At 69.0% G+C, this 26,463-nt stretch carries 26 protein-coding genes and 1 tRNA gene; 11 read left to right on the top strand and 16 right to left on the bottom strand.

What is annotated here, in order from left to right:
• Positions 1-22: 22 nt before the first annotated feature.
• Positions 23-1,111: a ParB/RepB/Spo0J family partition protein gene (locus G6N60_RS04685; protein WP_163733232.1), complete on the top strand. Its 1,089-nt coding sequence runs from the start codon at positions 23-25 to the stop codon at positions 1,109-1,111.
• A 13-nt stretch (positions 1,112-1,124) separates the two neighbouring features.
• On the opposite strand, the gene G6N60_RS04680 is transcribed toward G6N60_RS04685, so the two are convergent.
• A complete protein-coding gene (locus tag G6N60_RS04680; protein WP_163733229.1) occupies positions 1,125-1,601 on the bottom strand; it encodes a hypothetical protein in 477 nt (158 codons plus the stop codon).
• A 718-nt stretch (positions 1,602-2,319) separates the two neighbouring features.
• Between G6N60_RS04680 and G6N60_RS28260 the strand changes: the two genes are divergently transcribed.
• A complete protein-coding gene (locus G6N60_RS28260) occupies positions 2,320-2,625 on the top strand; it encodes a hypothetical protein (RefSeq protein ID WP_179969641.1) in 306 nt (101 codons plus the stop codon).
• A gap of 223 nt (positions 2,626-2,848) precedes the next feature.
• Here G6N60_RS28260 and G6N60_RS04670 read toward each other — a convergent pair whose 3' ends face one another.
• The 3 genes from G6N60_RS04670 to G6N60_RS04660 form a co-directional block, all read right to left on the bottom strand.
• Positions 2,849-3,982: a hypothetical protein gene (locus G6N60_RS04670; RefSeq protein WP_163733226.1), complete on the bottom strand. Its 1,134-nt coding sequence runs from the start codon at positions 3,980-3,982 to the stop codon at positions 2,849-2,851.
• Between the two features lie 341 nt (positions 3,983-4,323).
• Positions 4,324-5,262 (bottom strand): NmrA family NAD(P)-binding protein, encoded by a 939-nt coding sequence (locus tag G6N60_RS04665; RefSeq protein WP_163733223.1) that lies wholly within the window; start codon positions 5,260-5,262, stop codon positions 4,324-4,326.
• Entirely contained in the window at positions 5,259-6,020 is a 762-nt protein-coding gene (locus tag G6N60_RS04660; RefSeq protein WP_163733220.1) for an SDR family oxidoreductase, read from the bottom strand. Before G6N60_RS04660 ends, G6N60_RS04665 begins: the two co-directional genes overlap by 4 nt.
• Positions 6,021-6,684: 664 nt before the next feature.
• Between G6N60_RS04660 and G6N60_RS04655 the strand changes: the two genes are divergently transcribed.
• Both G6N60_RS04655 and G6N60_RS04650 read left to right on the top strand, forming a co-directional pair.
• Complete coding sequence (locus G6N60_RS04655) at positions 6,685-7,542, top strand: MBL fold metallo-hydrolase (protein WP_163733217.1); 858 nt, start codon at positions 6,685-6,687, stop codon at positions 7,540-7,542.
• Positions 7,539-7,988, top strand: coding sequence for a lipocalin-like domain-containing protein (locus tag G6N60_RS04650; protein WP_163733214.1), 450 nt, complete (start codon positions 7,539-7,541; stop codon positions 7,986-7,988). The genes G6N60_RS04655 and G6N60_RS04650 overlap by 4 nt, the downstream gene beginning before the upstream one ends.
• A gap of 150 nt (positions 7,989-8,138) precedes the next feature.
• Here the strand turns inward: G6N60_RS04650 and G6N60_RS04645 are convergent, their stop codons facing one another.
• Entirely contained in the window at positions 8,139-9,119 is a 981-nt protein-coding gene (locus tag G6N60_RS04645) for a GlxA family transcriptional regulator (RefSeq protein WP_163733211.1), read from the bottom strand.
• Between the two features lie 243 nt (positions 9,120-9,362).
• Here G6N60_RS04645 and G6N60_RS04640 point away from each other — a divergent pair, with 243 nt between their 5' ends.
• Positions 9,363-10,109, top strand: coding sequence for a hypothetical protein (locus G6N60_RS04640; RefSeq protein ID WP_163733208.1), 747 nt, complete (start codon positions 9,363-9,365; stop codon positions 10,107-10,109).
• A gap of 164 nt (positions 10,110-10,273) precedes the next feature.
• On the opposite strand, the gene G6N60_RS04635 is transcribed toward G6N60_RS04640, so the two are convergent.
• Positions 10,274-10,356: transfer RNA gene (locus G6N60_RS04635), tRNA-Tyr, on the bottom strand.
• Positions 10,357-10,458: 102 nt separating this feature from the next.
• Between G6N60_RS04635 and G6N60_RS04630 the strand changes: the two genes are divergently transcribed.
• On the top strand, positions 10,459-10,950 hold the full coding sequence (locus G6N60_RS04630; RefSeq protein ID WP_163733206.1) for a YajQ family cyclic di-GMP-binding protein: 492 nt from the start codon (positions 10,459-10,461) through the stop codon (positions 10,948-10,950).
• Between the two features lie 74 nt (positions 10,951-11,024).
• The gene (locus G6N60_RS04625) at positions 11,025-12,050 is read left to right on the top strand and encodes an NAD(P)H-dependent glycerol-3-phosphate dehydrogenase (RefSeq protein ID WP_163733203.1); all 1,026 of its coding nucleotides are present in this window, start codon (positions 11,025-11,027) and stop codon (positions 12,048-12,050) included.
• Positions 12,051-12,054: 4 nt separating this feature from the next.
• On the opposite strand, the gene G6N60_RS04620 is transcribed toward G6N60_RS04625, so the two are convergent.
• The 3 genes from G6N60_RS04620 to grcC1 all read right to left on the bottom strand — a co-directional run bounded on the left by G6N60_RS04620 (position 12,055) and on the right by grcC1 (position 14,623).
• On the bottom strand, positions 12,055-12,600 hold the full coding sequence (locus G6N60_RS04620) for a hypothetical protein (RefSeq protein WP_246240307.1): 546 nt from the start codon (positions 12,598-12,600) through the stop codon (positions 12,055-12,057).
• Between the two features lie 55 nt (positions 12,601-12,655).
• Positions 12,656-13,531, bottom strand: a complete 876-nt coding sequence (htpX, locus tag G6N60_RS04615) for a zinc metalloprotease HtpX (RefSeq protein WP_163733200.1) — start codon at positions 13,529-13,531, stop codon at positions 12,656-12,658.
• A gap of 84 nt (positions 13,532-13,615) precedes the next feature.
• Positions 13,616-14,623: a nonaprenyl/(2E,6E)-farnesyl/geranylgeranyl diphosphat synthase gene (gene grcC1, locus G6N60_RS04610; RefSeq protein WP_179969640.1), complete on the bottom strand. Its 1,008-nt coding sequence runs from the start codon at positions 14,621-14,623 to the stop codon at positions 13,616-13,618.
• 21 nt (positions 14,624-14,644) lie between these two features.
• Here grcC1 and menJ point away from each other — a divergent pair, with 21 nt between their 5' ends.
• The 3 genes from menJ to G6N60_RS04595 all read left to right on the top strand — a co-directional run bounded on the left by menJ (position 14,645) and on the right by G6N60_RS04595 (position 19,196).
• The gene (gene menJ / locus G6N60_RS04605; RefSeq protein ID WP_163733195.1) at positions 14,645-15,865 is read left to right on the top strand and encodes a menaquinone reductase MenJ; all 1,221 of its coding nucleotides are present in this window, start codon (positions 14,645-14,647) and stop codon (positions 15,863-15,865) included.
• Between the two features lie 200 nt (positions 15,866-16,065).
• Positions 16,066-18,813 (top strand): ATP-binding protein, encoded by a 2,748-nt coding sequence (locus tag G6N60_RS04600; protein ID WP_263992728.1) that lies wholly within the window; start codon positions 16,066-16,068, stop codon positions 18,811-18,813.
• Positions 18,814-18,860: 47 nt separating this feature from the next.
• A complete protein-coding gene (locus G6N60_RS04595; RefSeq protein WP_163733189.1) occupies positions 18,861-19,196 on the top strand; it encodes a hypothetical protein in 336 nt (111 codons plus the stop codon).
• 10 nt (positions 19,197-19,206) lie between these two features.
• On the opposite strand, the gene G6N60_RS04590 is transcribed toward G6N60_RS04595, so the two are convergent.
• Complete coding sequence (locus tag G6N60_RS04590) at positions 19,207-19,893, bottom strand: demethylmenaquinone methyltransferase (protein ID WP_163733186.1); 687 nt, start codon at positions 19,891-19,893, stop codon at positions 19,207-19,209.
• Between the two features lie 97 nt (positions 19,894-19,990).
• Between G6N60_RS04590 and G6N60_RS04585 the strand changes: the two genes are divergently transcribed.
• The gene (locus G6N60_RS04585) at positions 19,991-20,815 is read left to right on the top strand and encodes an SDR family oxidoreductase (RefSeq protein ID WP_163733183.1); all 825 of its coding nucleotides are present in this window, start codon (positions 19,991-19,993) and stop codon (positions 20,813-20,815) included.
• Here the strand turns inward: G6N60_RS04585 and G6N60_RS04580 are convergent, their stop codons facing one another.
• The 6 genes from G6N60_RS04580 to G6N60_RS04555 all read right to left on the bottom strand — a co-directional run bounded on the left by G6N60_RS04580 (position 20,816) and on the right by G6N60_RS04555 (position 26,410).
• Positions 20,816-21,232 carry a hypothetical protein gene (locus G6N60_RS04580; RefSeq protein ID WP_163733178.1) on the bottom strand — a complete coding sequence of 139 codons (417 nt, stop codon included), beginning with the start codon at positions 21,230-21,232 and terminating at the stop codon, positions 20,816-20,818.
• Positions 21,233-21,267: 35 nt separating this feature from the next.
• Positions 21,268-22,395, bottom strand: a complete 1,128-nt coding sequence (locus tag G6N60_RS04575) for a glycosyltransferase family 4 protein (protein WP_163733174.1) — start codon at positions 22,393-22,395, stop codon at positions 21,268-21,270.
• Positions 22,396-22,460: 65 nt separating this feature from the next.
• Positions 22,461-22,958, bottom strand: a complete 498-nt coding sequence (locus tag G6N60_RS04570; protein ID WP_163743453.1) for a DUF3592 domain-containing protein — start codon at positions 22,956-22,958, stop codon at positions 22,461-22,463.
• A 23-nt stretch (positions 22,959-22,981) separates the two neighbouring features.
• A complete protein-coding gene (menD, locus tag G6N60_RS04565; protein ID WP_163733171.1) occupies positions 22,982-24,640 on the bottom strand; it encodes a 2-succinyl-5-enolpyruvyl-6-hydroxy-3-cyclohexene-1-carboxylic-acid synthase in 1,659 nt (552 codons plus the stop codon).
• A 13-nt stretch (positions 24,641-24,653) separates the two neighbouring features.
• On the bottom strand, positions 24,654-25,436 hold the full coding sequence (locus G6N60_RS04560) for an alpha/beta fold hydrolase (protein ID WP_163733167.1): 783 nt from the start codon (positions 25,434-25,436) through the stop codon (positions 24,654-24,656).
• Positions 25,433-26,410, bottom strand: a complete 978-nt coding sequence (locus G6N60_RS04555) for an o-succinylbenzoate synthase (protein WP_163733165.1) — start codon at positions 26,408-26,410, stop codon at positions 25,433-25,435. Before G6N60_RS04555 ends, G6N60_RS04560 begins: the two co-directional genes overlap by 4 nt.
• Positions 26,411-26,463 lie beyond the last annotated feature (53 nt).

Below are 26,463 nucleotides of genomic sequence, written 5' to 3'. Positions count from 1 at the left end.
GGGGCGGCAGTTAGGTACCGCCATGTCCACGATTGACGACTTCCACACCGTCCTCGCCATTCGGTGCTCCGAGTTGTCGCATCTCGACGTCACCCTGGGTGCCCCTCAGATGGTGGAGATCGGCTCGCTCAGCTTTGGCGAGTCTCCGCGCAGCCAGGGTGAGAACGTCGAACACACGGCCTTGCTGATGGAATGCGAGGCGCGGCTGCCTCCGATCCTGGTGCATCGGCCGTCGATGCAGATCATCGATGGCTTCCACCGCGTTCGCGCGGCACAAGCCAAGGGCGAGAACATGATCGAGGCAATACTCCTCGACGGCTCGACCGAGTCGGCCTTCGTGACGGCGGTCGCGGTAAACCTCGGCAACGGGCTGCCGCTGTCGATGGAGGACCGCCGGCGGGCGGCCGCCAGGATCGTCCAGTTCCATCCCCATTGGTCCGACCGCGCGATCGCGCGACTGGTGGGGCTGTCGGCCAAGACGATCAAGATGATCCGGTGCACGTCCGACGAGGTGCCGAAGCTGGACAGCCGAACGGGCCGCGACGGGCGGGTCCGGCCCGTCGACGCGGCGGCCGGCCGACTCGCGGCGGCGGAATACCTCACGGCCCATCCGCAGAGCTCGCTGCGAACGGTCGCCAAGCACGCGGGCATCTCGCCGAACACCGTGCGGGACGTTCGCAACCGAATGTTGCGCGGAGACGATCCGACGAAGTGCTCCAGCAGGAGAGCGGTGACCTCGTCGGCCGCAATCCCGGCGCGCCATGCCGTCGCGTCGACTCCCCCGTCGCCGCCCCCCGCCCCACCGCGGATATCCGAGACCTCGTGCACCGAGGTGCGGCCCCTGGTGGCGTCGTTGTCGCGGGATCCCGCGATTCGAATGACCGATGCGGGCCGAGAACTGTTGCGCTGGTTGCACCTTCACATGGTGGAGGACGTCGACGTCGCCGCACTGCTCGCGGCCGTTCCCGGTCACCGGCAGTCTCAACTGGCCGAGATCGCCGCCCGGTGTGCGGTCAACTGGTCGGTCATCGCCAACAAGATGTCGCCCACGTCGTCGTCGGCGCGCAAGCAGCGGGCCATCCCGTCCAGCACGATTCGACACGGTCAGTAGGACCGGCGCGGGCTCAGGTGGACGAACACATTCGCCACCCGCTGGGGCTACGTCCCATCTCGGCCGTGAACTTCTGCGGCACAACGTCGTTGAAATAGGTTTGCGTACCGGTCACGCGCGCGACGACACCGGTCACCTCGACGCTGCGGATGGTGAATTCCATGGCACCGTGGCGCAGACGGTACGCCATCCACACCCTCTCCAATTGCGGACTCCACTGACTGCGAGACCGAGCGCAGAGGCTGTCCTGCGCGGCGCGGACGTCCTTGCGGTTGTAGGCGTCGGAGATCGCTTGTAGGACAATGCGAATCTGGTCCTCGTCGGACGTACCGATCGACGCGTCGGGCACGGCCACGCCGGAGACGAGCACCTGCGTGTGCAGATTGGGCACAGTGAACGCGCCGACCGAGAGCATCGCGACGACGCAGGCGGCGAGCGTCAGCCGCCGGGACGACCAACGGGCCCTTCGCATTCCGGTGTCCGGCACCACGTCGCCTCCCAGGCCATCGGCCAGCCAGCGCAGATTCTAGGCGTGCTGGAACCGTCCACCCCTCATTGCCGCTGCGTGTCGCGTGGGCGCGGGTCGTGCGACGCCTCGTGGTCACCATGATTCACAGCAGTCCCATGACACCACAGGAGTCACGCTAGCAAACATCCTGCTCATGGGGATCACTGGTGTTGTCAACACCCCCGGCCGAGCCGGACGCCTACGAGGGCGCGGCCGGCGGATGCGTCAGCAACGGGTCGACAGCGGCATCTCTGTTTGCTGACGGATCGTACGACGCGGCGTCTACTCGCTTCACCACTGCCGATAGGAATCCCAGCGCTTCGCTATAGCAGCACTACGCGAATTCAGTTACGCCAAATATTGACGGCCTGTGATCCATCTGTGATACTCATCACGGACGCCGATCACTCGGCGTATCTGCTTTCGGGGGAGGAAAGCTGACTCAGAGCTAACTATTTTCGTACGACGCATCGCTTCGTCGACGCCACCGTGGCGGGCCTGGCGATGTCTATTTGCCGAGTGGCGGCAGGCGGAGTTCACGTGATTCCGCGGCTCGCTCACTCCCGTCACATGCGCGCGTTGCCCATGCTCCGCGCATGCCTCAAGCCGCCGCGACTCCATCGGGGAGTTGAGCTCGCGGCTCTGTCATCGACAACGGGTAGCGCCATCGCGGCTGCCCGAAACGTAGAAGGAACGCTCCATGCCAAAGACATTCTCCACGACCGGACTGAAGGTGACCATCGGGACGCTTGCGCTCGTCGGCTCGTACATCGGCGCTGCCGCGCCGGCCAGTGCCATGCCGAACTGTCAGGGCGGCTGGTCACCCTGGGGTGGCGGAAACTATTGCGACGGACAGACTTACAGCGACGGCAGCTACGACCACTGCGCCAACGTCACCGTGCTCGGGTTCGGTGGCATGCAGTGCGGTCGCGTGTGCCCGCCGTCGCCCGACAACCCCGCCATCCCGGCACCGTGGCCGGGTGCAGGGCCTGGCGGGCGCTGCTGACGGGCAAGCCAGGTCGCCGGTCAGGCTATCCGCTCGACGGCAGATAGCCTGTCCGCCACCTTTTCTCGGACAATCCCGGCGTCGTAGTGCGCCTGCATGTCGACGAAGGCCATGTCCGTGTCGACGGGGATCGCCCGTGAACGATCTCGTTGATCCGGCCGTAGCCCTTGGACCGACGGGCTGCGCCCAGGGGTGCCGTGTCGTGCGATTTGGTGAGACAAGGTCAATCCGTATGAGTGGCACTCGTTTCGGCGTGCGCGCGGCCCAAAACGCCTGCGTGCCTCTTCGTCTCGCCTCCGCCCTTGTTGGTTCTGGCGATCCGGGAGTCCTTGCCTGAGGCGGACGTGTCGCCGCCATCGTTCCCGGTTTCGCCTGACGACGAGGTCTTCGTCGCGTCCGTGGTCGAGTTCGTTGACGTCTTGCCGTCTGTGTCGTTGGACGCCCTCGTGGTCGAGGTCTTAGTGCTGCTCAGGTGGGGCCTGGTTGCCGCTCTACCAGTGGAGTTCTGGGTCGTCGGTGCCGCCGTGATGGAGGTTGCGACCGTGTCCGTCGAGAGGTGATCGGTCTTGGCTACCAGCGTCTTCGTGGTAGCTGTGCCGGCGAGGGTGGCCGCGGGCGGGGGGAACGCCGCGGAGATGATCTGCTGGAGCGCCTGTCCCAAGCCGCTGACGACACCGCCGTCACCGAACACGTCGCTGGCCAGGTTGCTGGTGATGGTGTTCAACCCCGTCGCGATCCCTCTGAGCGCACCCGAAAGGTTCAGGGTCGACAGCGCATGGACGACCGCGGAGACGGCGTTCACCACGTTGACCCGAGCATCGGAGTAGGTGAACAACAGCGGGAACGCGGCGGTCACGACGATGTTCGGCAGCGCCTTCACCACATTGGCGACGGGTGCAGACGGTATGAGGTCAGCCGCCGTATCGGCCGCATTCTGCAGCGAGCCATCAAGGGCCAAGTTGAACGTCGGCGTCAACAGGATTCCCTCCAGCGTGGTGAACGCGCCGTTGACATCGCCGTTCACGACCTGACCTGCAGCGGTGATGATGGCCTGCGGAGCGCCCGCGAAGGACTGGATGTAGCTATTCGCGGTGCTGACGAGAAACTCGGTCAGCACCCCGAAGTCGCTGAGCGCTTGAGCTGGGGTGGTGAGGGCCGGCAACTGAGCGACCAAGGTCTTCGCCACCGCATAGGCGGCGCTGTCGATGGGAGTTTCGGCGGCCACCAGAACGGTGGCGGCGTGGCTGTCTGGTGGGCGAAAGGCGGGAGTCGACGGCGCCAAGGGGGCGGCGATGAGGGCGGTGGCTCCCACCATGGCCACGCCGGTGGCGAAGCGGGTTTGGATGACGAGTGGCACGCGAAACTCCCCATTATGAGCGTTGATCGGCACGATGCGCGCCGTGGGAACGGTTTCTGCTGCAGAGGGCGGCGAGGGCAGAGCGGCCCGCAGATGGCTTGGCGATCAGCTGTGGCTCTGGCGTGCTCGGCCCCGGCGACTGCGTCGGTCCGACGTTCCCGCGGGCGATGCCAACTCCGTCGGACCAGAACCCGGCGTGTCGCGTGCGCTCGCCGAACGCCGATACGACGGCACCAGGTGAGAGGCTCCGCAGTCATGGTTGGTCGGCTCACTCACAGTTGGGGCCACCCTCGGCGACTCCCGCGTTCTGCAGCTTGACGTGGCAAGGCTCCCGGTTCTGTTCACCTGACCAGCCGAACCGAACGGAAGTCTTCGATGTTGGTCGCCAGGAACTCGCGCATGGTCACTGGGGCGTGGCCGATGAGCCGATGCAGTCTGTCGGGGTCCGAACTCATCGCTGGTCCGCCGCCGCGAGCAATTTGGCTCGCGACTGCCGAGATATGCTGTGCCATGGCGGTATTGAGTGCGCCGGTGGTGTCTGAATTCGCCAGCGTGATCAGATCGTCGCGCCACTGCGCCTCGGTGATGTCGGCGAATTCAATCGGAATGTCGAGTAATTCGGTCAGCGCGTCGGCGATGTCGAGGTGGCTGAGGTCCTCAGCACCGGCGAGATGGTGCACGGGGCCGACGCCCAACCCTTCGGGGTGCAGTAAAGCGGTCGCCGCGAGATCGGCGACGTCGCGAGCGCCGATCCACGGGACCGGGTCCGCTCCGAAGCAATTGCGGATCACTTGCTCGTCGCGAATCGTCCTGGCGTGCAATACCGCAAGGTTCTCGTGAAAGAGGGCGGCCACCCTCAAGACGGTGAGGTCCAAACCCGCCCAGTCCAAGACCTGCTCGGCCAACCATTGGGCGCGGCCGAGCGCGCTGGGATGTTCTGGATGGGCAGGCCCCATGGACATCACCACGGTGCGGGGATGCCGCCCAACTTTCCGAACGGCTGCAGCGTAATTCGCGGCGGCCGAGACGATACCGGCATTGATCGGGTACACGAAGTACACGAGGTCGACGTCGCGCAGCGCCGGCACCAGGCTACGCCGATCGCCGAGATCCCCGATGACGATCTCGGCGCCGAGGACGGCCAGGTGCTGGGTGCGCGGGTTGTGTCCGCGGGCCAGCACCCGTACCGACCGGCCCGCCGCCAGGAGGCGCCCGACCAGGTGCTCGCCGGTATTACCGTGCCGACCGGTAGCGCCGGTGACGAGAATCGGTGAACTCATCGTGGCCCGGTGACGTCGAATGGGGCGTCGTCCGGGGCCGCTCGCCGCGCTGCCAGGATCGTGGTCGCCGACGGCCCGATCGGGATGCGCAGCGGCAGCTCGGGCAGCTGCGCGGCGTCGACCACGGCGGCGGCCACCTGTTCTGGGGTCATCTGGTCGGTGCGGGCTCCCCCGCCGCCGAGCAGACCGGCGTACGGGTCATCGGGCAGCGTGTAGGTGGTGACGTCGTCGAGCGCGCCTGAACTCACGGCACCGGGCTCGAGCAGGGCGGCGTGAACCCCGAAGGGCGTCAACTCGATTGCCAGCGATTCGACCAGAGCCTCCAGCGCCCACTTGGTCGCCGCGTACGCCGCACCCGGTGGCAGCACGATGCGTCCGGCCACACTGGACATGAACAACAGCCGACCGGCACCGCGGGCGCGCATCCCCGGCAGCAGGGCCTGGGCCACCCGGATGGCACCAACCGTGTTGAGGTCGAACAATCGTTGCAGTTCCGCCGGCGGCGTCGCCTCGACGGCCGCGTAGAAGATGACGCCGGCGTTGGATACCAGCACATCGATGTCGCCGGCCACAGCCACCGCCGCACTCACGCTGTCGTCGTCGGTGACGTCGAGAGCCAACCGCTGGTCGACGTCGAGATCGGCCAGCGTGTCGGGATTACGGGCGGTAGCGACCACGCGAAAGCCGCGTTTGGCGAATTCCGTGGTGATCGCGCGTCCGATGCCGCGGTTGGCGCCGGTGATGAATACCGATGGCATGGCTCGTGCTCCTTTGCCGAACGCCCTGCAATCCCCAGCGGGTGAGTGGCGGTCTTGTCTCGAGGTCTCAATGATCTCGGTGCAGAGGTCGTCATCGGCCACGCTTGGCGTCACGTTTGGCACAGATCCCGCCACGTTGGCGAGTGGTGGTGCCTGCGGGTCAGTCCGGCACGGTCACCCAGTCTCCTATACCGAAGCCGTGTTGATCGTTGGTGATTCGGGCAGCGCGGCGACCCGGAAAGTGCGCCGGTAGCAGGACGGCGTCGGTGTCGATGGCGAGCTGGAGCATTCGGCTGCGGCCGTGGGATCGGAGTCGAACGCAGTCGGCTGGTCGGGGTAGCGGACGTGCATTGGCTGGTGCACGATGTCGCCGATGACAATCGTTGTGTCAGAACCTGATTCGACGATTACCACCGAAGAGCCAGGGCTGTGCAGCCACGCGTGGCGCCGTCGCATATCGCGCCGAGTGTCCCTTCCCACTCTGAGCCGCTCGATGACGCGACGCCTTCGAACAGGCCACACCCACGTTCGATCCTGGGCGGCGGGCGTCGAGCACATCTTTGGCGGCAAGTGCGGTGATTCTGGCCTGGGGCGTGCCAACCGGAGTCACCAAGACGGGCAGGATGGGATCGAAGACTCACGCCGGTCGAGGAAGGACACTCCCATGACACGCATTGCGCCCCTTGACTTCCACGTCTTCACCGCACCGGAGAAAGCGGTCGTGGGGGAACGACCCCGGCCATTCGGGCCGCCGCTGGGGTGGGACCCGATCACCTCGACGTTGATCTTCGGCGAGCGTGATGCCGTCCTGGTCGACACCCTCACCACGATCGCCGAAGCCGAGGCCCTCGCCGCCTGGGTGGCCCTGCACAACCGCAACCTGACCACCATCTACATCACCCACGGGCACTTCGACCACTTCTACGGCCTCAGCGTGCTGCTCGAGCACTTCCCCGACGCGAAGGCCATCGCGACCCCGAAGTCGGTGGAACTCATGCACGAGCAAGCCATTCCGTTGCGGGACTTCTTCAGCCGTTGCTGGCCTGGGCAGGTGCCCCCGAGCCTGACCGCCGCCGAACCCTTCGAGGAGGACGTGTTCACCCTGGAGGGACACGAATTGCGCATCATCGAACAGGGCCAGACCGACACCGTGGACACCACGTCCCTGCACGTCCCGTCCATCGACCTCGTCGTCGGCGGCGACGTGCTCTACAACCAGTGCAACATGTACGTCGGCGGAACCACCGCCGACAGCCGCATCAATTGGATTGCCGCCCTTGACCGATTGGCCGCCCTGAACCCGAAGCATGCGGTGGCTGGTCACAAGAAGGCCAGTGCGCCTGACACACCCGAGGCCATCGAGGCGTCCAAGCAGTACCTGATCGACTTCTCCCGGCTCGTGGAAAGCACCGCCAGTGACCTGGAGCTCTACACGGAGATGAACGAGCTCTATCCCGAGTGGGCCAGCCCGCAGGCGTGGCTGATGTTCGGCCTGAACCGCGCGTCGCAGGTGCGGGAATGACCGAGCCCGTCAGGGTAGAAAACGTCTACGGAGCCTGGGAACTGGTGTCCTATGAGGTACGCGGCAGCGACGGAGAACTGCTCGACCACCCGCTGGGCGTGGAACCCGTCGGGATCATCCAGTACACCGCGGACGGTTACATGTCAGCACAATTGATGCGCCGCGACCGCCCACCGTACGAGCACCCCGACCCGGGTGGCGGTACCCCAAGCCAGACGATCGCCGCGGCGCGCAGTTACCTCGCCTACGCCGGCCCCTTCCATCTGGACGAGGCAACGGCAACATTTCACCACGACGTCGTGGTGTCGCTGCTGCCCAACTGGATAGGACATCCGCAGATCCGCGATGGCCGCATCGAGATGGGTCGGCTGATCCTGTCAGCAGACACGACACACGACGGCACGCCAGCCTGCGCGACCCTGACCTGGCGGCGGCCGCTGCGGTGAATCCCCACCGCTGCACTTTCGGCGTGGCGAACGGGGTGCTTCATCGCCGCGCGGTCGACGTCATGAGGCTCGCCCACCGTCACTCCCCTAGCCATGACCGCCGGCGTCAGCGGCCACCGCCGAATGTGCACGCAACTGGGTCCAGACGACTCAGGACGCCGCCTCGTTCGCCGCGCTACTCCGGAACGTGCGTCGATAAGCTCCCGCGGTCGTGCCGACCGCCTTGTCGAAGTGACGACGCAACGCCTCCGTCGAACCGAACCCCGCCATGGCGGCTACCTCTCCGATGGTGAAGTCGGTGGTCTCCAGCAGCACCTTCGCACGGTTGATGCGCTCGCGGATGAGCCAATCGAACACCGTGGTCCCGGTGGCCGCGCGGAACTTGCGTGCCAGGGTTCGCTCGCTCATGTGCCCGTGCGCCGCGACCTGAGCCAGCGTGATGGGCTGCTCGAGATTCTCCCGAAGCCATTGCAGCAGAGGCTCCATCGACGTCGTCGCGTCCGCACGCAGAGAATCCTTGACGAACTGCGCCTGTCCGCCCGATCGCTGCGGAGCGCTGACCAGAATCCTGCCGACGTCGTTGGCGGCGGCCTGCCCGCGGTCCAGCGCCAGCAGATGCAAGGCCAGGTCCAACGCCGCCATCCGACCCGCCGAGGTGTGTACCCGTCCGTCGTCGACGTAGAGCCGGTCGACGTCGAGGCGCACCCCGGGAAAGGCCTGCCGAAACTCCGCGGCCAGCAGCCAGTGGGTGGTCGCGGTGCGGCCGTCAAGCAGGCCGGCCTGCGCAAGGACGAACGCGCCGCTGCAGGTCGATACCAACCGCGCTCCGCCCTGGTAGGCGTCGCGCAACACGTTTATTAACTCCTCGTCGCGCGGTTTCATCGGCTCGACGACTCCGGCGACCACGACGGTATCGGCGTCGCGCGCTACGTCCAGGGGTGCGAGCTCGCCGAAGTCGATGCCGCTCGGGAGCACGTGCCGAGTGGCGTTGCCGCACAGCACGACCTCATAGGGCGATGGTTCGTCGATGCCCATCACCTCGGCGATCATGCCGGCGGGTTGCCCAAACACCGACTGCGTGACGTAGACGCCCAGGGCGATCGTGTCAGGCAACACGACGACGGCCACCACGTGTCTGTTCCGCCCGCGCGACGTCCGAGGCGATCTCCCCAGCTCTGCCCGTCGCACGTCGTCCCGCGGTCCGAGTCCCGCCGCGGCCAGAGCCCGGTGTGCTTGCCCCATTTCGCCAGTCTCCTCGTGCCGTCAAGCGTGGCGGCGTGGTCGGAGTCGTTCACCGGTCCTGATGACCCCATGCGAGCGAAAGTTGGCACCGGGCGTGGCTCGTGGCTACGACGGGCTGGCCACGATGGTCTGATGAGCGACGATCTTCTCGAGGCGGTGCTCGAGGCGCACGGAGGACGACCCGCGTGGCTCGGGGTGGGTTCCCTGACCGCTCGGGTCGCCACCCTTGGCCCGTTCTGGGGCGCCCGCGGCTGGCCCGATGCGTTCGCCGACACCGTGGTCACCTGCGACGTCCACCGTCAGCGCATCGAGTACTCCTCCTTCGGGCCCAGCAGATTTCGCGCAGTGCTCGACGTCGAGCCCGGTCCGCCCAGAGTGGACCGGGTGACGCTGTGGCGCGGTGACGAACTCGTCGACGAGGAGACCGATCCGCGCGCACACTTTCCCGCCTTCAACGGATCGGTGCGGTGGACGGCCACGCAGGTGGTGTACTTCGCCGGTTACGCGCTGTGGAACTACCTGATGGAACCCCACCTGTTGGCCAGGCCCGACATCATCAGCCACGAGATCGAGCCCTGGCGAGAAGACGGGCAGACCTGGCGGCGGCTGGCCGTCCGATTTCCCGACGCCATCGCCACCCACAACGTCGACCAGGTGTTCTACTTCGATGCCGAGCTTCGGCAGCGCCGCATGGACTACCTGCCGGACCTCACCGGAAATACGGTGGCGCACTACACCTCCGGGCACCAGCGCTTCGACGGCGTCCTGTTCCCCACCCATCGCGAAGTTCACCACCACCGCCCGGATGGCACCACGCTGCCCGGCGCTGCGGGCATCTGGAACGAGATCTCCGACGTTCACCTGCACCGCGGGCCCTGACCACATCACCATCCGCCGGGCCCACGAACCCGCGTTCTCGTGCTCGTTCACGACTTCGACGTCAGAATCATCGACGCCGCGTCCCCGGCGGACGCCCACGAAAAAAGCCCTGAACCCCCAACGAGGGTTCAGAGCTATTCGGATGTCATGCGACATCACATGCGTGGCAGGTGCAGGATTCGAACCTGCGTAGGCGTAAGCCGACGGATTTACAGTCCGCTCCCATTGGCCACTCGGGCAACCTGCCTGGCGTGGCACCAACCCGTACCCGGGTTTGGTGCGAGTAGCACGGTACTACGAGGATGGTCCCAAGACGAAAACGCACCATCGATAGGGAGGGAGCGAGTCCATGGCGGATTCCAGCTTCGACGTCGTCAGCAAGGTCGACCGCCAGGAGGTCGACAACGCCTTGAACCAGGCCGCCAAGGAGCTGGCCACCCGTTTCGACTTCCGCGGCACCGACACCACGATCGAGTGGCAGGGCGAGGAGGGCATCATCCTCGTCTCCTCCACCGAGGAGCGGGTGAAGGCCGCGGTGGACGTCTTCAAGGAGAAGCTGATCCGGCGCGACATCTCCATGAAGGCCTTCGACGCGGGCGACCCGCAACCGTCGGGCAAGACCTACAAGGTCATCGGGAGCATCAAGCAGGGCATCAGCAGCGAAGACGCCAAGAAGGTCACCAAGCTGATCCGCGACGAGGGGCCCAAGGGCGTCAAGGCGCAGATCCAGGGCGACGAGATCCGGGTCAGCAGCAAGAAGCGCGACGACCTGCAGGCCGTGCAGGCACTTCTGCGGGGGGCGGACCTCGAGATCGCGGTGCAGTTCGTCAACTATCGCTGACGCTCGCTGACACTTCGCGGCGGGGTGACGCTATTTCGGCGAAGAAACGGGCCGTCCCCCATACCCTGATCGCCATGGCACCAGCGCAACGCGAACCGAACGTCGTCGTCCTCGGTGGCGGCTCCTGGGGAACCACCGTGGCGTCGATCTGCGCTCGGCGCGGCCCGACTCTGCAGTGGGTCCGCTCCCAGGAGACCGCCGACGACGTCAACGACAACCACCGCAACACCCGCTACCTCGGCGACGACGTCACGCTGCCCGAGTCGCTGCGTGCCACGACCGACTTCTCCGAGGCGGCCCACCAGGCCGACGTCATCGTGATGGGCGTGCCGTCGCACGGGTTCCGCGCCGTGCTGACCGAACTCGCCAAGGAACTGCGGCCCTGGGTGCCGGTGGTGTCGCTGGTGAAGGGCCTCGAGCAGGGCACCAACTACCGCATGAGCCAGATCGTCGACGAGGTGCTCCCTGGCCACCCCGCGGGCATCCTGGCGGGCCCCAACATCGCGCGCGAGGTCGCCGACGGCTACGCGGCCGCGGCGGTGCTGGCCATGCCCGATCAGCACCTCGCCGCCAACCTTGGAAAGCTGTTCCGCACCAAGCGCTTCCGCACCTACACGACCGACGACGTCGTCGGTGTCGAGATGGCGGGCGCCCTGAAGAACGTCTACGCCATCGCCGTCGGCATGGGCTACTCGCTGGGCATCGGCGAGAACACCCGCGCCATGGTGATGGCCCGCGCGGTGCGCGAGATGTCCAAGCTCGGCGAGGCCATGGGCGGGCACCGCGACACGTTCGCAGGCCTGGCCGGCATGGGCGACCTCATCGTCACCTGCACCAGCCAGCGCAGCCGCAACCGGCACGTCGGCGAGCAGCTGGGCGCGGGCAAGCCCATCGACGAGATCATCGCCTCGATGAACCAGGTCGCCGAGGGCGTCAAGGCCGCGAGCGTCGTCATGGAGTTCGCCGAGCACTACGACCTGAACATGCCGATCGCCCGCGAGGTCGACGGTGTCATCAACCACGGCTCGACGGTCGAGGACGCCTACCGCGGACTCGCCGCGGAGAAGCCCGGCCACGAGGTGCACGGCGCGGGGTTCTGACGCGTCAGTTCAGGTAGGGGTTCTTGCCCTCGCCGGTGTTGAGCAGCAGGGGGTTGTTCGGCGGCAGGACGAAGCTTCCGCCGGGGGTGACGGCGAAGCCCGCGCCGTCGAACTGATTGGTGCACTGCGTGCTGGTGCCGTCGGTACCGCACGTGACACCGCGGAAGCTGATCCGCGTACCCGGGAGGAGGCGCGCCGGCGGCGTCTGGAAGACGTAGAACGGATTGGCGACGGCCTTGAACGTGGGCACGCCCTGCTGCCCTCCGGTGACCTGGTTGGCCCCGTCGGGCGCGCCGGGGAACGGGCCGATGCAGCCGTAGTTGCCCGATCCGCGGCTGATGACGCACGCGATGTCACCCGGCACGGCGAACCCGTAGCCCTGGTCGTTCTGGATCGCGAAGCCCTCGGGACTCACCGGCTTCAGCGCGTTGAGGTTCAGCGGCGGCGGGGGTGGGGGCGGCGCTGGATCCGGATCGGCGGCCGCCACGCCGGGCACGCCGATCACTGCTGCCCCCGCAGCCACCAGGCCGATCAGAATTCTGCTCAGCACGGCACAACCATAGAGGCTGGTCGCCCGACATGCAGGGATACCTGCACAGCCGGGGTCAGTACTGCCCCGGCCCCCGGCCGGCCATCTGCTCGAGCCGCGCGATGCGGTCAGCGATCGGCGGGTGCGTCGAGAACAGCTGCCCGATCTTCTCCCCGGAGCGGAAGGGGTTCGCGATCATCAGGTGCGCCTGGTCGGCGAGCTGCGTCTCGGGCGGCAGCGGAGCCAACTCGACGCCGCGGCTGATCTTGCGCAGCGCGTTCGCCAGGGCCAGCGGGTCACCGGTCAGCTCGGCGCCGGACTGGTCGGCCTGATACTCCCGGGAGCGCGACACCGCCAGCTTGATGACGGTCGCGGCGATGGGCCCCAGCAGCGAAACCAGGAGCAGCGCAAAGGGATTGGTGCCTTCGCGATTGCCGCCCAGGGCGCTCGCGAAGTACGCGAGACTCGCCAGCGCGGTGATGACCGAGGCCATCGCGCCCGCGACGCAGGAGATGAGGATGTCGCGGTTGTAGACGTGCGACAGTTCGTGGCCGAGGACGGCGCGCAGCTCGCGCTCGTCGAGCAACTGCAGGATGCCCGTCGTGCAGCACACGGCGGCATTGCGCGGATTGCGCCCCGTCGCGAACGCATTCGGCGCGGCGGTGTCACTGATGAACAGCCGCGGCATCGGCTGGTGGGCGGTGGTCGCCAACTCCCGCACGATGCGGTACATGGCGGGTTCCTGCACCTCGCTCACCGGTTGCGCGTGCATCGCCTTGAGCGCCAGCTTGTCGCTGTTGAAGTACACGTAGACGTTCATGCCGACGGCGAACAGCACCGCCAGGAACATGATCGACCTGCCGAACAGCGCGCCGACGAACACGATGAGCGCAGAGAAGACGACCAGCAGGACGAACGTCTTGACCCTGTTCGCGTGGGGATGCCAGGTCACCTCGGGCCTCCTAACCAGACTGCCGATCACTGTCGGGGGAAGTGATCCGCTCCACCAACGTGCGGACCCGGCGTGCGGTTCCGCTCAGCCGTGCCGATTGACGGTGTAGTCGACGAGGTTCGCCAACGCCACCCGGCCGGGCAGATCGGGCAGCTGGGCCAGCTCGTCGCGGGCCCTCGCGGCGTACTCGGCGACGGTGTCCTTGGCCCGAGCGATCCCGTTCGACGCCCGCAGCAGTGCGATCGCCTCGGCGACCCTGGCGTCGTCGTCGATCGGGCCCGCGAGCAACTCGCGCAGCCGCTCGACGTCGGGGCCGGTCTCGCGCAGCGCGTACAGCACGGGCAGGGTGTGGACGCCCTCGCGCAGGTCGGTGCCGGGCAGCTTGCCCGACTCGTCGGGGTCGCTGTCGATGTCGATGATGTCGTCGGAGATCTGGAACGCCGTGCCGACGATGCCGCCGAGGCGCCCGAGGCGCTGGATCTGCTCGTCGTCGGCCCCGGAGAACGTGGCGCCGAACGTGCCGGACGCCGCGATCAGGCACGCCGTCTTCTCGTAGACGACCTTGAGGTAGTGCTCGACGGCGTCCACGCCGTCGGCCGCGCCGCGGGTCTCGCGCATCTGGCCGGTGACCAGCTGGGCGAAGGTGTCGGCGATGACGCGCACGGCATCGGGGCCGAGTTGGGACACCAGCCGCGACGCCGTCGCGAACAGGTAGTCGCCGGCCAGGATCGCGATGTTGTTGCCCCAGCGGGCATTGGCGCTGTCCGCGCCGCGGCGGACCTGCGCCTCGTCCATGACGTCGTCGTGGTAGAGCGTCGCGAGGTGCACCAGCTCGATGACGGCGCCCGCCACCGACACCTGCCACGCGTCGGGCTCGGGTCCCAGCTGCGCCGACAGCACGGTGAACAGGGGCCGAAACCGCTTGCCGCCCGCCTGGAACAGATGCTGGACGGCTTCGGCCATCAGCTCGTCGGCTTTGCCCAACTCAGTGGCCATGAGGTCTTCGATGCGCGCCACTCCGTCGCGGACGCTGGCCGCGAAGGTGGCGTCACCGAAGTCCACGCCCGCGACCACGGTCGCCGGTGTCTTCATTGGTCCAACATACTGGGCATCGTGCACACCAAAGCTGACGTGGTCGTGATCGGTGCCGGGCCTGCCGGTTCCGCCGCGGCGGCGTGGGCTGCCCGCCAGGGTCGCGACGTGCTCGTGATCGACGGGCAACGGTTCCCCCGGGACAAGGCGTGCGGGGACGGTCTCACCCCGCGTGCGGTCGCCGAACTCGAACTGCTGGGCCTGGGTCCCTGGCTCGCCGGCAGGGTGCGCAGCCGCGGGTTGCGCATGTCCGGCTTCGGCGCCGACGTCGAGATCGAGTGGCCCGGCCCGTCGTTCCCGCCGACCGGCAGTGCGGTCCCCCGCACCGAGCTCGACGAGCGCATCCGTCAGGTCGCCGTCGCCGACGGCGCCAAGATGTCGCTGGGCGTCAAAGCCGTTGGCGTCGAGCGTGATTCGCGAGGACGCGTCACGTCGGTGGTCCTCGCCGACGACACCCGCATCGGGTGTGAGCACCTCGTCGTCGCCGACGGCGTCCGCTCGACCCTGGGCCGCGTCCTCGGCCGCGAATGGCACCGCGAGACCGTCTTCGGCGTCGCGATCCGGGGGTACCTCGCCACCCCGCGCAGCGACGAACCGTGGATCACGTCGCATCTCGAACTGCGCTCCCCCGCGGGCGACGTGCTTCCCGGCTACGGCTGGATCTTCCCGCTCGGCAACGGCGAGGTGAACATCGGCGTCGGCGCGTTGGCCACGTCGCGGCGCCCGGCCGACACTGCACTTCGACCGCTGCTGTCGCACTACGCCCGGCTCAGGAGCGAGGAGTGGGACTTCGACGGCGAGCCGCGGGCGCCCCTGTCGGCGCTGCTGCCGATGGGCGGCGCCGTCTCCGGACTCTCCGGACCCAACTGGGTGCTGGTCGGGGACGCCGCGGCCTGTGTGAACCCGCTCAACGGCGAGGGCATCGACTACGGCCTGGAGACGGGTCGGCTGGCCGCGGAGATGCTGGGTGTCGCGGATCTGACGATGGCCTGGCCGGCGGAACTGCGTCGGCACTACGCGCGCGGCTTCTCGGTGGCGCGGCGGCTGGCCCTGCTCCTGACGATTCCACGGTTCCTGCCCGCGGTCGGCCCGCTGGCCATGCGGTCGTCGTTCCTCATGGAGGTTGCAGTGCGCGTGATGGGCAATCTCGTCACCGAGGACGACGCCGACTGGGTGGCGCGGGTGTGGCGCGCCGCGGGCGCCGGGTCCCGTCGGCTCGACGGGCGCCCGCCCTTCAGCTGAGCCAGCGAACGGGGCGCCCGTTCGGCTTCGATTCCTAGCAGACTTAGATACCGTTGGTATGTCCACGGGCATCAACGCCAGCAAATACCGCTGGCCGCGGCGTCGTGCGGTCATCAGGAACGACGTTTGCCCGAGCCGCGGTCAGGGAAACCACGGTCGGGAGGAGGAGCTTCGGGGGAAGGGGAAATTTGCGGCCTGGGGTGAGCCGGGCGGTGGAATCGCGGGCTGTGACGACGTTCTTCGAGTCGAGCCGGCGCCACCCGTCTGCGTTGGTGATCGAGGGTGAAGCGGGGATCGGCAAGACCACCGTGTGGCTGACCGCGCTCGACGAAGCGCGCGGCCACGGCTTCCACGTGCTCTCGGCGCGGGCCGGGCAAGCCGAGGCGGGCCTCACCTACGCCGTGCTCGCCGACCTGCTCGAGGGCGTCGGTGCCGACGTCCGCGCCACCCTGCCTCCCCTGCAGCGGATCGCGATCGACCGGGTGCTGCTGCAGGGCGACGGCACCGGGCCCGCCACCGACGAACGCGTCGTCGCATCGGCCTTCCTCGGCGTCATCGACCGGCTCGCGGACACCGCTCCGGTGATCGTCGCGATCGACGACGTGCAGTGGCTGGACTCGTCGAGCCAGGCCGTGGTGGCGTTTGCCGCCCGTCGACTCAAGGGCTGCGTCGGAGTGCTCGTCACCGAACGCAGCGAGGCCACTACGACCCCCACCGGCGCCGACTGGTTGAAGCTCAACCGCCTCGACGGCGTCGACCACGTGACCGTGGGGGCGCTGAGCCTCGGCGGACTGCGCAGGGTGATCAGCAGTCGACTGGGGCGATCGTTCTCGAGGCCGACGATCGTCCGCATCAGTGAACTGTCCGGCGGCAACCCGTTCTACGCGCTGGAACTCGCCCGCGCGATCGACGGCCAGTCCAGCCTCGCCGACGCGTCGCTACCGGGGTCGCTCGCCGATCTGGTCCGGTCCCGACTCGACCAGTTCGGCGAGGACGCCCAGACGGTCCTGCTGGCCGCGGCCAGCCTGGGCGCCACGACGGTGGAGTTGCTCGCCCGCGTCATCGAACAGCCCCCCGCACGCGTGGTCGAGTTGCTCGAAGCACCGGAGACCGACGCGATCGTGCAGATCTCGGGCAACCGCGTCCGGTTCACCCACCCGCTGCTGGCCCGCGGCGTCTACAGCCTGGTGGGTCCCGCCCGCCGCCGGCAGATGCACCGCACCCTGGCCGACGTCGTCGAGCAGCCGGAGCTGCGGGCGCGCCACCTCGCCCTGGCCTCGTCGAGTGCGGACCCCGCCACGCTCCTCGCACTCGACACCGGCGCGGACTCCGCGCGCGCCAGGGGTGCGCCCGCCGCGGCCGCCGAACTGCTCGACCTGGCCATCAACCTCGGGGGCGATACCCCCGAGCGCCGCATCAGGTGCGCCGAGCACCACTTCCGCGCCGGTGCCTCCGGACGCGCCGAGGAACTGCTGAAGCCGACCATCGACCAGCTGCCGCCGGGCCCGCTGCGCGCGGCCGCCCTGAATCTGCTTGCGGCCGTGCGGATCTACGACGACAGCCTCGCCGACGCCATCGACCTGCTCGACCACGCGGTCAGCGACGGCGAGGGCGATCACCTCCTGATGGTCCGCAGCCTGCTGCTGTCGTCGTTCGCATACCTCTACTCGGGCAAGCTGGACGACTCCGTGCGCCAGGCCGAGTCGGCGCTCGAGCGGGCCCTCGACCTGGCGCAGCCGGAACAGACGAGCCAGGCCCTCGCCATGGTCGTGCTCGCCAAGTGCATGCGCGGCGACGGGGTCGACGAGCAGGCCCTGCAGCGGGCACTGGAACTCGAAGATCGCGACGCCGACATCCCCCTGCAGTTCCGGGCCAGCGCCGTCCGGGCGATCACGCTGGCCTGGACCGGGGACCTCGAGGCCGCGCGGCTCGAAGCCCTGGACGTGCACCAGCTCTGCCTGGACCGCGGCGCCGAGAGCGACGTGATGGTCATGTCCTCGCACATGGCGATGGCCGAGGTCTGGCGAGGCGACTTCCGCGCCGCGATGTCGGTCGCCGACGAGGCCGTCGAACGCGCCGAACACATCGACACCCAACACATGCGGGGCGTGTCGATGGCGATCCGGGCCATGGTCAGCGCGCATCTGGGCAACGCCGAGGACGCCCGCGCCGAGGCCACCGCCGCGCTCGCGATCGCCCGGGACTGCGACACCCCGCAGCTCGCGGTGTCGGCCCTGACCATCCTCGGCTTCCTGGAGATCTCGCTCGGCAACTACGCCGACGCGCTGGCCACGCTGCAACCCCTGATCGACGCGTTCGGCGAGACGCCGGGTTCGGAGATCAGGATCCTCGAGCACGTGCCCGACGCCGTCGAGGCGATGATCAACCTGGGTCAGGTCGACGAGGCCGTACCCCTGATCGAGCGACTGGAGGCCGACGGCCACCGACTCGACAGGCCGTGGCTGCTGGCGACCGGCTGCCGGGGCCGCGCCATGTGGTGTGCCGCGGGCGGTGACCTCGACGGGGCGACCAGGGTCGTGACGGCCGCCCTCGCCGAGCACGACCGGCTGCCCATGCCGTTCGAGCGGGCGCGGACCCTGGTGCTGCTCGGGCAGCTGCAGCGTCGGCAACGCGTGAAGCAGGCCGCTGCGGACACCTTCGGCGAAGCGCTGCGCGAATTCGAACGGATGGGTGCGTCGCTGTGGGCCGAGCGGACCCGCGTCGAGCTGGAGCGCACCAACGTCGGCAGCCCGCGCAGCGCGGTCCTGACGCCGACCGAGCAGCGGATCGCCGAGCTCGCCACGTCCGGCATGACCAATCGTGAGGTAGCTGCGACGCTGTTCGTCAGCCTCAAGACCGTCGAGGCGAACCTCACCCAGATCTATCGCAAGCTGGGTATACGTTCCCGTGCCCAGCTCGCCATGAAGCTGCGATCGGGTAGATCCTAGGGTTTACCCCGATTACTCACGGGGTCGATCGCCGTAGCGTGGGACCCATGAGCGGAGCTGTCCCCACGGCGACTCGCTTCCTGGTGGAATGGTATCGGCCGGACCTCACGCCACAGTCGACCGACGACCTCGTCGCCGACCTCGACCGGGCCACCGCGGACCTGAGCGCCGAGGGATCTCCGGTCTGGGTGCTCATGACGCTCGCTGTGCCCACCGACGAGGTGCTCTACGGCGTGTTCGCGGCGCATTCACCCGACGTGGTCCAGGCGGCCTGCATCCGCGCCGGCGCCGCACCCGAGCGGATGAGCTACGACGTCGACGCCCGCATCACCGAGCACTTCAGGGTGGGTTCGAGCGGACCGCCGCCACAACTCGCCGTGTGACGCCTCGGCGTCAGGGCTTGATGGCCGCGTGCAGCGCCACGATGCCGCCGGTGAGGTTGCGCCAGCGCACCGCCGACCAGCCGGCGTCCTCGATCCGCCGCGCCAGGGCGGGCTGATCGGGCCAGGCGCGAATGGACTCGGCCAGGTACACGTAGGCATCAGGATTGCTGGACACCGCGCGGGCAACCGAGGGGAGCGCCTTCATCAGGTACTCCTTGTAGACGGTGCCGAACAGCGTGTTGGTCGGGGTCGAGAACTCGCAGACCACCAGCCTGCCGCCGGAGCGGGTGACCCTGGCCAGCTCGCGCAGCCCCTCCGCGTGGTCGACGACGTTGCGCAGCCCGAAGCTGATCGTCACCGCGTCGAACACGCCGTCGGCGAAGGGCAGCTTGGTCGCGTCGCCGGCGACCTTCGGCACGTCGCGCGCCGCGCCCGCCGACAGCATTCCCACCGAGAAGTCGGCCGCGACGCACCAGGCTCCCGAGTGGGCCAGCTCGACGGTCGACACCGCGGTCCCCGCCGCCAGGTCCAGAACCGTGTCGCCGGGGCCGATCTGCAACGCCGCCCGCGTCGCCCGCCGCCAGCGGCGGTCCTGCCCCAGCGACAGCACGGTGTTCGTCACATCGTAGCGGCGGGCCACCCCGTCGAACATGGACGCCACCTCGTGGGGGTCCTTCTCCAGCGTTGCGCGGCTCACGACTCCGACGCTACCTGTGAAAGTGCGCGCGCCGGGAATGGGTAACCCGTCGGGACGTTGGTACCGGTCGAAGGTACGGGTGAGCAGAGGAGCAGGCATGGCCGAGAAGGTGTGGTTCATCACGGGGACGTCGCGGGGCTTCGGCAGGGAGTGGGCCATCGCGGCGCTGGAACGCGGTGACAAGGTCGCCGCCACGGCGCGTGACACCTCCTCGCTCGACGACCTCGTCGCCACCTACGGCGACGCGCTGCTGCCCATCGAACTCGACGTCACCGACCACGACGCCGACTTCGCCGCGGTCAAGCAGGCCCACGACCACTTCGGTCGCCTCGACATCGTGGTCAACAACGCCGGGTACGGACAGTTCGGCTTCATCGAGGAGCTCTCCGAGGCCGAGGCGCGCGCCCAGATCGAGACGAACGTCTTCGGCGCTCTGTGGATCACCCAGGCGGCGCTGCCCTACCTACGTGCCCAGCGCAGCGGACACATCATTCAGGTGTCGTCGATCGGCGGCATCACCGCGTTCCAGAACGTCGGGATCTACCACGCGTCGAAGTGGGCACTGGAGGGCTTCTCGCAGGCACTGGCGCAGGAGGTCGAGTCGTTCGGCATCCACGTCACGCTCGTCGAGCCCGGCGGCTTCTCGACCGACTGGGCGGGCTCGTCGGCGAAGCGGGCCGAGGAGATCGCCGACTACGCCGAGGTCCACGCGGCCGCGCAGAAGGCCCGCGACGAACGGTCCACCGCCCCGGGTGACCCCAAGGCGTCGGCCGCCGCGATCCTCGAGGTCGTCGACGCCGAGGAGCCGCCGCTGCGAGTCTTCTTCGGCAGCTTGCCCATTCAGCTGGCCAAGGCCGACTACGAGAGCCGCATCAAGACGTGGGAGCAGTGGCAGCCCGTCGCCGAATTGGCGCAGGGTTGATCACCTGACGAGCGCCACGATCGCGTTCCAGTCCCGATCCCGGTCGGCGGCGGGGACGTTCGCGGGGAAAGTCACCGCGAGCGTCTCCACCGAACGGCCCTGGTGGTCGGCGGCATAGGCCTCCGCCCGCCCGGTGCTGGGGAACGACATCACCCGGAAGGCGTCGGTCGACACCGACTGCAGACACCCCGCACTCGGGCACTGGGAATCGGTGTCGTCGACGGGATGCACGGTCGCGATCCCGGCCCGGGGCAATGCGTCGACGACCTGGCGCGCCGTCATCGAGCCCAGCAGCACTGCGGGATCCTCGGCGGCCGTCACCGGAGCGTGCGCCTGGGTCTCCGTGTCCCACGACGAACAGGCGACGCACGACATGACGACGACGCCCGCGATCACGACGAGACGAAGCGGCCACACACCTACCGGTATACCCGCACGCGCCGGACGTGGGGTCAGGCGGCCCTGGCGCCGCGGCGGCCGAGCACCGCGTCGTAGTGGACGAGCAGCTGCTCGCAGACGGCGGGCCAGGTGCGGTTCAGCACGCTACGCCGGGCCGCCACCGAATACCGCTGCCGTTCGTCGAGCAGGTGGTCGACGGCCGCGGGCAGCCTGGCCTCGAATTCGCCGACGTCCAACAGCAATCCGGTCTGCATGGGCGCGACGAGGTCCCGCGGGCCGCCCGCGTTGGGCGCGATGACCGGCACCCCCGACGCCTTGGCCTCCTGGACCGTCTGGCAGAAGGTCTCGTGTTCCCCGGTGTGGACGAACACGTCCATGCTGGCGTAGGCCGTCGCCAGCTCCGCGCCGTACAGCGCGCCGGTGAAAACGGCTGTCGGCATGAGCCTTTCGAGTTTCGCGCGGTCCACGCCGTCGCCGACGACGACCACCTGAAGGTCGTCGCGTCGCGCCAGCACCGCGAGCCGTTCGACGTGCTTCTCGGGGGCCAGCCTGCCGACGAACCCGACGATCGGCCGCGCCGACGGCGACCACCGCGAGCGCAGCGCCTCGTCGCGCGCCGACGGGACGTAACCGGCGACGTCGACGCCGCGACCCCAGTGGTGTACCCGCGGAATGCCATGCGCCAGAAGGTCGTCCATCGCCGACGTGGACGGCGCCAGGGTGCGGTCGGCCTTGCCGTGCAGGTGTCGGGTCCATGCCCAGGCCGCCCGAGACATCGCTCCGACACCATAGCTCTGCGCGAAACCCGCGACGTCGGTCTGGAACACCGCGACCGTCGGCACGTCGAGACGGCGCGCCGCCAGGAGCCCGCCGTAGCCGAGCAGTGCCGGCGAGGCCAGGTGCACGACGTCGGGGTCGAAGCCCCGCAGGACGCCGACCAGTCGCGGCCGCGGCACCCCGAGCGGGAGCGAGGTGACCTTGGGGAACATCTTCGACGGCACCCGGTGCACGCGGACCCCGTCGTGGACGCGGTCGGCGGGCGGCTCGCCGTGGGGGGTGTCCGGTGCGATCACCAGCACCTCGTGGCCGGTGCGGCGGAGATGCTCGATGACCCGAAGGACGGAGTTGGTGACACCGTTGACATTCGGGAGGAATGACTCTGCGACGATCGCAACGCGCACGTGGAGAAGACTGACACCGCCGTCTGTCCGGAAGGTTGCGGGCGGGGATACGACACGCGAAACGTCTATGCCCGTAACCGACGCTGCAGCAGGGCCAGCGCGCCGAGGATCGCCGCGGCGGTCAGCCACCCGAGCACCGCGATCGACAGGGCGGGGATGATCGACAGCGAAGCGTTGCGATGCTGTACGCGCACCAGATCGGGGTCACTGCGGTCGTATTCGACGTAGATCCGCATGCCGGTGTCCAACTCGGACGGATACAGCACGCCGAGTTCGGGACGGTAGGTGACGCGATCCGGGGTGACGAACTCGATGGTGGACCGGCGCGGCCCGGCATCGAGCACCTCGGCGGCGGCGACGCCCATGTTGCCCTCGATCTGGCGGTCGTCGCGCCAGGCGCCGAGCACCAGGAGGACGGACTGCAGCGTCACCAGGCACGCCGCGATGACGACGCCGATCCGCACCCGCCGGATGATGCGCTGCGCCCGCGTCTCGCTCGGATCACCGTAGAGATGCGGAATCAGGCTCTGCCACAGGGCCTTACACCACGTCGTAAACCACAGCAGGACCGCCTCGGCGCGGTGCCTCACAGGGCCGCTCGGATCGATGCGTGCAGCGCCCGCAGCGAGGAGCGGTCGGCCTTCACCTCCAGCACGCGCATGCCGTCGCCGGGCTCGGCGAGTGCCGCGCCGAGGCCGTCGAGCTCCACCTGCCGGCACTCGACGTGGTACGCGCGGCACAGGGCGGCGACGTCGACGTCGTGCGGGGTGCCGAAGATGCGGGACGACACGTCGGAGAACCTGGGGTCGCCCTGCTCGAGCAGTTCGAAGATGCCGCCGCCGTTGTCGTTGGACACCACGATCGTCAGGTTGCGCGGAGTGGGTTCGGTGGGGCCGATCAGCAGGCCCGAGCTGTCGTGGACGAACGTGAGATCACCGAGCAGGGCGATCGTGCGTGGCACGTGGTCGCCGCCGGCGCGGCTCGGATCGGCCTCATGGGCCAGGGCCGCTCCGATCGTCGTCGAGACCGTACCGTCGATGCCCGCGACGCCCCGGTTGGAGCGGACCCGAATTCCCTTGGGATGCAACCCGACCAGGGCGGCGTCGCGGACCGGGTTGGAGGCGCCGAGCACCAGCTGATCACCCGGCCGCAGCGCGGCGGTGACGGCGGCCGCCACGTGCAGACCGGTCGTCAGCGGGTGCGCCGCCAGCTGCGCGCGGACCGCGTCGACCGCAGCCGCGTTGGCCTCGGCGCACCGCCGCAGCCACTCGGGGTCCGGCGTCCCGGTCAAGACGGCCCGGGTGCCGGTGGCCTGGGAGTTGCCCGACACGTCCGGCCAGCGGGGGCCGGTGGTGAGCGCGAAGACGGGCAGCGCGGGATCGGCCAGCAGAGTCGACACCGGGCGGTGCAGCGTCGGCCGTCCCAGCATGATCACCTGCTTGGGCCGCAGCGCCGACAGCGCCAGCGGGTGCAGCGGGTTCGCCGCGGGGGGCGCCGTCGGCTCGGCGACGGTCGGCAGCGCGGCCAGGTTCGGATGCGGGCCCGCACCGTGCCCGGCGATCACCACGGTGTCCGGGGTGACGTCGACGTCGAGCGGCTCGTCGAACGTCACCGGCGGGGTGTAGGTCCACGGCCTGCCGTCGGGCCTGCCCTGCGGGGCGTACTCCCCCGCGTCGTCGGCGTCGGGCACCAGCGGCTCGCGCAGCGGGATGTCGAACTGCACCGGTCCGGCGTTGGCCGTGCGAGAACCGGTGGCGGCCACCAGGACCCGGCACGTCGCCGACCGCCACTGCGCGTTGAGGGCGGCCACCTTGTCCGGTGCGCCCTCGGCCAGCCCGAGGCTGATGGTGGCGCGCACCTGGGTGCCGAAGTAGCCGAGCTGCTCCATCGTCTGGTTGGCGCCGGTGCCGAGCAGATCGTAGGGCCGGTTGGCGCTGAGCACGATCAGCGGGACGCGGGCGTAGTTCGCCTCGACGACGGCGGGCCCCAGGTTGGCCACGGCCGTGCCGGAGGTCATGGCCACGCACACCGGGGCGCCCGCGGCGAGCGCCAGGCCGATCGCGAGGAAGCCCGCCGTGCGCTCGTCGATGCGCACGTGCAACCGAAGCCGCCCCGCCCGGTCCGCGTCGTGCAGGGCGAACGCCAGCGGGGCGTTGCGGGAGCCGGGGCACAGCACCACGTCGCGGACACCGCCGCGAACGAGCTCGTCGACGACGATGCGCGCTTGTGTCGTCGACGGGTTCACGGGATCCAGCCTGTCATACCCCCGCGCCGAAGAATTCCAGGATCGCGGCGTTCACGGCGTCGGGGCGTTCGATGAAACCGAGGTGCCCGGCGTCGGGGATCTGCAGGTAGCGCCCGTTCGGGAGGGCATCGGCGACCTCGCGGCCGAGGTGCGGCGGCAGCACGACGTCGTCGGCGAAACCCATCACCAGCGTCGGCGCCATGATGTTGCGGTAGGCGGGCAACCGGTTGCCCTCGGGGCGGATCCGCAGCTGGCTGCGGATGCCGGGCGTCGGCTTGGTCGGCCACATGGTGAACATCTCGATCCAGTCCGCGACGGCCTTCTCGTCGTTCAGGGTCTTGGGCGAGAAGCTCTCCAGCAATCGCGACTTGGCGTCGTACTTGGCGGGCAGCTCGATGCCGAGCTGCAGGAACTCGTACTCGGCGTCGTTGAAGAACTCGCGGGTGCGGTCCTCCCGGCCGCGGGTGGCCATCAGCACGGCCGCCGACACCAGGTCCGGCCTGGCCAGCATCAGCTCCTGGGCGATGAACGACCCCATCGACACCGACACCACGCGCACCGGCCCGGCATCGAGCTTCTCGATCAGCTTGGCCGTGTCGAAGACCACCTGTTCGGTGGTGAAGCCCTGGGCGTTCTCGGTGGCGCCGACCCCGCGGTTGTCGAACGTGATGACGCGGTACCCCGCTCGCTGGAAGACGGGCACCTGATGCAGGTGCCACGTCCGACCTGCGCCCCCGCGGCCGGCAATGAACAGGACGGGCTCCCCCGAGCCGCGGTCGTCGTATGCCAGATTCACGGGTGCGACCCTACTTGGGCCAGCAGGGGGTGGCAGGCCCGCACCCGCTCGATCCACCACCGGCGACGGTCCGGAGCGGCGGCGAGGGCCTGCACGCGATCGGGATCGGGCGCGACGGGACCGACCCGCAGGCGGCCGTCGACCGGGACCACCGCGGCGGTGACGTCCTCCACGAACAGCCCTCCGGTGCCCAGCCCGCACGCATGGCTCAGGTCCGGCAGGCACGCCGCGGCCAGCAACCCCCGCGACATGCCCACCGCCGAGTCGAGCGCGCTCGACACGACGACGGGAACGGCGATCTGGGCGGCGATGTCCAGCAGCCGCCGGACGCCGCCGAGCGGCGCGACCTTGACCACCGCGACGTCCGCGGCCCCGGCCCGCACGACGAGCAGGGGGTCCTCGGCCTTGCGGATGCTCTCGTCGGCCGCGATGGGGACCGACACCAGGTGACGCAGCTCGGCCAGCTCGGCCACGGTCGCGCAGGGTTGCTCGACGTACTCCAGCGGACCGTCGGTGGTAAGCGCGGCACACGCGGCGGCGGCCTCGGCGACGGTCCAGCCACCGTTGGCGTCGACGCGGACGACGGGCACCTGCGCCCGCACCGCGTTCACGCGTGCGACGTCGTCGGCGAGGGTCTGACCGGGTTCGGCCACCTTGACCTTGGCGGTCCCCGCGCCGGGGAACCGCGCCAGGACGTCGGGCACCCCGGCGGCCGCGACCGCCGGCACCGTGGCGTTGATGGGGATCCACTCCCGCCGCGGGGTCGGTGGCGGGGCGTAGGCCGCCTCGACCCCCGCCGCGAGCCAGTGGACCGCCTCGGCGGGACCGTATTCGACGAACGCGCCGAACTCGCCCCACCCCTGCGGACCCCGGATGAGAGCTAGCTCACGAACGTCGATGCCGCGGAAGCGAATTCGCATGGGCAGCGATACGACGTGCAGACCGTCGAGCAGGTCGTCGAGCGAGGGCTTCATCACCCCATGGTGCCCGCCCCCGTCACAGTTGTGACGGCCCGGTGACCATCGCG

The sequence above is a fragment of the Mycolicibacterium madagascariense genome (assembly GCF_010729665.1).
Lineage (GTDB): Bacteria > Actinomycetota > Actinomycetes > Mycobacteriales > Mycobacteriaceae > Mycobacterium > Mycobacterium madagascariense.
Note: the sequence above shows the minus strand (reverse complement) of the source record. Positions and strands in the feature narration are given on the sequence as shown.

Excerpts from the sequence above, each read along its gene's own strand:
- G6N60_RS04595 (WP_163733189.1), top strand. The coding sequence starts at position 18,861 with ATGAGCGGAGCTGTCCCCACGGCGACTCGCTTCCTGGTGGAATGGTAT.
- G6N60_RS04650 (WP_163733214.1), top strand. The coding sequence starts at position 7,539 with ATGACCGAGCCCGTCAGGGTAGAAAACGTCTACGGAGCCTGGGAACTG.
- G6N60_RS28260 (WP_179969641.1), top strand. The coding sequence starts at position 2,320 with ATGCCAAAGACATTCTCCACGACCGGACTGAAGGTGACCATCGGGACG.
- G6N60_RS04555 (WP_163733165.1), bottom strand. The coding sequence starts at position 26,410 with ATGAAGCCCTCGCTCGACGACCTGCTCGACGGTCTGCACGTCGTATCG.
- G6N60_RS04655 (WP_163733217.1), top strand. The coding sequence starts at position 6,685 with ATGACACGCATTGCGCCCCTTGACTTCCACGTCTTCACCGCACCGGAG.
- G6N60_RS04660 (WP_163733220.1), bottom strand. The coding sequence starts at position 6,020 with ATGCCATCGGTATTCATCACCGGCGCCAACCGCGGCATCGGACGCGCG.
- G6N60_RS04685 (WP_163733232.1), top strand. The coding sequence starts at position 23 with ATGTCCACGATTGACGACTTCCACACCGTCCTCGCCATTCGGTGCTCC.
- G6N60_RS04630 (WP_163733206.1), top strand. The coding sequence starts at position 10,459 with ATGGCGGATTCCAGCTTCGACGTCGTCAGCAAGGTCGACCGCCAGGAG.
- G6N60_RS04585 (WP_163733183.1), top strand. The coding sequence starts at position 19,991 with ATGGCCGAGAAGGTGTGGTTCATCACGGGGACGTCGCGGGGCTTCGGC.
- G6N60_RS04640 (WP_163733208.1), top strand. The coding sequence starts at position 9,363 with ATGAGCGACGATCTTCTCGAGGCGGTGCTCGAGGCGCACGGAGGACGA.
- grcC1 (WP_179969640.1), bottom strand. The coding sequence starts at position 14,623 with ATGAAGACACCGGCGACCGTGGTCGCGGGCGTGGACTTCGGTGACGCC.
- G6N60_RS04625 (WP_163733203.1), top strand. The coding sequence starts at position 11,025 with ATGGCACCAGCGCAACGCGAACCGAACGTCGTCGTCCTCGGTGGCGGC.
- G6N60_RS04665 (WP_163733223.1), bottom strand. The coding sequence starts at position 5,262 with ATGAGTTCACCGATTCTCGTCACCGGCGCTACCGGTCGGCACGGTAAT.